Raw genomic sequence first — 4727 nt, 5'->3', positions numbered from 1 at the left:
ACCAGCCCCACTTGTCGCGGCCGACCCAGTCCAGGAGCGGCTTCCAGGTCCGGGAGTCCTCCTGCCAGCGGTAGCAGCCGCCGATGTCGGTGCGGGCGTAGATCAGGTTCGGCTCGGTCTCGTTGAACACGATGCCGGGCACGAAACCGCCGCCGTTGATGACGGCGTTCTTCCAGGCGTAGGTGTTGCCTCCCTGCCGGTTGCTTTCTTGGGCTCCGGCGAAGAAGGGGATGGACAGGGCGCCGGCCCCGACCACGGCCGCGCCTGCGGTGGCGGCGAATGTGCGTCGTCGCACGTATTGCTCCTTTTCGTTGGTTGGTGCGGTCTTGCTTTGCGGTTCAAGTACTAGCGAGCGTCCGGGCCCGGCAAAGATCCGGACGCCCTTCCCCCTGCGGACCCTCACAGACCGCGGGTCTATCCCTTCACAGCGCCGGTGATGACGGCCTTCGTGAAGTGCTTCTGGATGAACAGAAAGGGCGCGCTCGAGGAGGGAGCGGGCATTGGAGGGGTGCTTTCCAGAATGCTTCAGGAAGGGTTGAAGTAACGAAGGATCATTAAATTTAGATATGTCCACAAACTAACAGTATGTCGAGAGCCCTTCCTGCACAAGGCTTATCCGTGAAAAACATCAGATGAATATCTCAGGTAGCGGATGTCCCTGGTTTTCCGATGACGATCCCGGTCGACCGTCTGGTCACGCCCAAGTCGAAGGACCGGACCGCAGCAGCGACCCTGCCGCTGGCCGAAACGACCGTGCAGCAGGCTCCCAGCGGCCCGACGTAGGCCCCTGGATCACCGCTGCACCATGAAGATCCTGGCGGCGGGACCAGACGGCACCTCGACGACCGGAACATCGCCAGGCCTGCGGATCGTCCACTCCGGCAAGGTAACCGGGTAGGCCTGCTTCAGGTCCCGCCCGCGCAGTCCTGGCAGCGCGACCTCCGCAGCTTCACCGCGGGACCACAGCGCCAGCAGCGACTCGGATCCGGTGTCGAGCTGCAGGGCGATCACCTCGTCCCCCCAGCCCGGGAGACCCAGCGGCCACACCGGATGCGACTCGGCGATACGGTGCCGCCAGTCCTTGTGCAGCGCAATAGCCTCGCGCACCAGCGCGGACTGCTCCGCGCTCAACTCGTTGAGGAACCCGGAGAGGTAGAGCCGACCCATGACACCCGCAGTCATCGCGAACGCCGTCTCCTCCAAGGTCATTGACGCGGCCGGATACGCCCAGTTCCCCGCCTGCTCAGGCAGCACGCTCGCAGGAGCGGCAGCCGCGATCGGCGCGTACTTCCTGAAGTCCTCCTGGTCTGAGGTCGACTGCAGATGCGCCATCGAAAGCATGTTGTAGTCCATGCGCAGCGCGCCCGAACCGCAGCTCTCGAACAGCACTCCCGGATGCCGCGCCTGCGCACCGAGCAGCCAGTCGCGGAAGGCTCGAGTGTGACCGAGCAGCCCGGCCCCCGGCGCGTCGGCGTCCACTTCAGTCCCGGCACCGATGTTCCGGTTGTAGTCGAGCTTGAAGAACTCGAGTCCGAACTCTTCCACCAACCGGTCGACCGTCTCGTCCAAGTGCGCACGCGCCGCCGGATGCCGCAGATCGAGCTGGAAGTTCCCCGCCACGATCACCCGCTCGCCGAACCGCCGGAAGAACGCCTCCTCCGGCAGTCGATCCGCGATCGCCGACTCGACCCCGACCGCCTCCGGCTCCAACCACAACCCGGGCCGCATGCCGGAGGCGCGGATGGCGTCGATGACCGACGACAAGCCGCCGGTGAACCGCTCAGGAGCCTCGAGCCACTCCCCCGCGCCGACCCACCAGGCGCTGCCGGGCACGGCGTACCACCCGGCGTCGATGCAGAAGTACTCTGCGCCCGCCTCGGCCGCCGACTCGATGAGCGGCAGCAGCTTCTCCGTCGACGGCTCGCCCATGAGGGTGTTCATGTAGTCGTTGTAGACCAACGGCAGCCGCGCGTCGACCGGGCGCACCTCACGGATCGCACGCCGATAACCGGTGAGCGCCGCGAAGGCCGCGTCCCGGCCGCCATCGGCGACGCAGAGCCCTGCCGGCACCGAGGTGAACTCCTCGCCCGGCGCCAGCCGCACGGCGAACTGGTGGTGCCTGTCGGTCGCGCCGTGCACGCCCACCGTCACAGTGCTCCCGGTCTGCGCCACCTCCCACTGCCAGCCCGCGCTGGTCTCGACCTGCCACGCGATCGAAGGGACGCTCTCGGCCGCGAGGACCCCGGTCGGCAGGAACGAACCGGTCGACCAGCTCCCATGACTGGTCAGCGAGAAGAGCCCGCGCGAGTACTGGCCGCCGTGCATCGCCGGATCGATATCGGGCAGCAGCTCGCTCAACGGGCGCTGCCGCCAGCGCCCCTCGGCCCGCCATTCGCTCTCGCCCCAAAGGAGATCATGCGCGCCGTCGGCGGGCACGGCCACGAGCGCCGAGCTCACCGAAAGCAGTACGAAACTCCGGTCGGCCACGTTGCGCACGGTGTGCCGAATCTGGAGACCCGGTCCGGCGACGCGGAAGACGCTGAGCACCTCGACGCCGAACTCCGGCGCGCGCTGGCGGATCCTCAGCTCGGTCTCGTCCGATTCGTGGCCCTCATAGCGGAGCCGCTGCCCGGCACTCGAGTAGAGAAGGCCCTGGTCGTTGCTGGCGCTGTGCGCGCCGCCGGCGGTGATGACGTCGACGATCGCCGAGGGCGCGGCCGCTGACGGCGTCTCGGGTGCGGTCGCGAGGCGCACGAGCCGCACGGGCCGGTCGTCGCGGTGATCGAACTTGAGGTGGAGTCCGGGGAGGACCCACCCGAAGGCCGGATCCTCGTCACGATGCAACGGGGCTTGCGATGTCATTTACTACTCCGCTCTCAATTGAAATACGCCTATGCATCCACGGTGCCGGTGCTCGCGAACCTGGCCGGGCGCGAACGGCCTGGCCAGAGCCCCGATATCGGCCCGAGCCGATGGGAGAGCGTTCGCGAACCCACTGCGGCCGTTGACAGGTGAGGAATGCATTGGGGGTTCCTTGCCCTCGCTACTCATCATTTCTCGGCGAGGATGCGGATGGCCATGTGTTCGCGGCCGGGGAGGGCGACGCGGATGGTGCCCTCGGCGTGGTCGGCGACGCGTTCGACGGTCATGTTCCAGGTGTCGATCACCTCGACCGTCCAGCGCTTGCCTTCGGGAAGTGGGAGTTCGCGGAAGCGGGGGCGGCTGAACCCCAAGTAGGTGACCTCGTATTCGTCGGCGACCCCGCCGACCGGCGCGTCCCAGTTGGAGGGAAGCGGGTCAAGGACCCCGATCGGGGACGCGGCGATGACCTCGCGCAGGAAGCCCATGCGGGCCGGGCTGGTGCCGACGAGTTCGCCACCTTTGGACCACCAGAGTTCCTCGGTGTCGTTGAGGTAGGTCTCGCCGTGCGCGACGTAGCCGCCCCGTACCGCGCCCTCCCAGCAGCGCCGGGTCAACTCCTCGCCGGAGATGTTCCCCCAGCCTTGGTCGATGTCACCCTCGTAGGCGCACTCGTCGACCACGACCGGCTTGCCCCAGCGCTTGCGCCACTCGTCGGTGAACTCGGCTGTCCGGTAGGCGTCCTGGCGCTGGACGCTGGCGTGGGTGATCCACGGTTTGGCGTAGTCGTAGAACGGGCCGCAGTTGTGGATCGAGTTGAGGTGCCCGTGCGGGTCCTCTTCGGACACGACGGCGGCCAGGCGCTCCCAGTCGTCCTCGGTCTTGGCGCCCATCATGTCGTACTCGTTGGCCATGGACCACCACACGTTCGCGTAGGCCGCGAGTCGCCGGACCGCGTAGCGGATCAGCCGGTCGTCGGCTTCGGCGCCGAGGTCGGCGAATCCCCACCGGTCGTAGGGGTGAAGGAGGATGATGTCCGCCTCGATCCCCATCTCCTGCAGGGCGGCCACTTCCTGCTCGAAGCGGCGGAAGAACGCCGGGTCGAACCGGGTCGTGTCCCAGCCTTCCTCGACGGAGCCGGGGAAGGGGTAAAGCTCGGGCTCCTCGTGGTTGTACTGGTACCACTTGGGCAGCAGGCACATCCGCACCTTGTTGAACGGCCCCGCGGCCAGGGTCCGGCGGGTCTGGTCCCGCAGTCGCTGGACCTGGTGGGTCCACGCGTAGGCGGTGGTGCCGACCGGGAGGTAGCGGGTGCCGTCGCCGTGCGCGAAGTGGAAGCCGTCTGCCCGGACCGGACCATGAGCGCCCGGTGCCGGTGGGGTGCAGGTGAACTCGCCGGTCACGCCGTCGAGTGCGGGGGCGTTCGAGGCTGTCGTGAAGGTCCACTGTCCCTCGGCGCCGGGCATGAAGCGGACCCGGTAGATCCCATCGCCGTCGTAGAACCCCCCGACGCGCATCTCCCGCTCACCATCGTCGAAGACCGCGGCCAGGTCGACCTCGGTGAACGGATTGCCTTCGGCGGGGCCGCGGAGTTCGACTTCGTACACGCCCCAGCGGGCGCAGCGCTCAGATGCAGCCGGCTGGTTCATCGTGTCCTCGCACGCTGCAGAGCTGCAGCGAAAGTGCGGCGATCATGTCGGTCTCCTTCTGGTCGGCCGGATCTGTCATGGGTCGGACCGGCGTGGTCGGTACGGCGGCCGTCGCTCGAGTGCCGCGTCTCGGGGCGCTGCAGCGGGGGGGGGGGGGGGCGGGGGCCCCCCCCCCCCCCCGGGCGGGGCAGTAGGGGTGAGGGGAGGGGGCTGGGGGGG

Annotated in this window: 2 protein-coding genes and 1 pseudogene; all 3 read right to left on the bottom strand. The window is 68.1% G+C overall.

The annotated features are described in order from the left end of the window. Window positions 1-295 (bottom strand): annotated as a pseudogene (locus O1R50_RS25950) (xyloglucanase); the annotation flags it as partial. Between the two features lie 497 nt (window positions 296-792). After that, the gene (locus tag O1R50_RS25945; protein WP_270113165.1) at window positions 793-2862 is read right to left on the bottom strand and encodes an alpha-galactosidase; all 2070 of its coding nucleotides are present in this window, start codon (window positions 2860-2862) and stop codon (window positions 793-795) included. A 188-nt stretch (window positions 2863-3050) separates the two neighbouring features. Further along, a complete protein-coding gene (locus O1R50_RS25940) occupies window positions 3051-4508 on the bottom strand; it encodes a DUF5605 domain-containing protein (RefSeq protein WP_270113164.1) in 1458 nt (485 codons plus the stop codon). Between the last annotated feature and the right edge of the window lie 219 nt (window positions 4509-4727).

It is taken from the genome of Glycomyces luteolus (assembly GCF_027622875.1).
Taxonomy (GTDB): Bacteria; Actinomycetota; Actinomycetes; order Mycobacteriales; family Micromonosporaceae; genus Glycomyces; species Glycomyces luteolus.
This window is presented reverse-complemented; position numbering and strand designations above follow the sequence as displayed.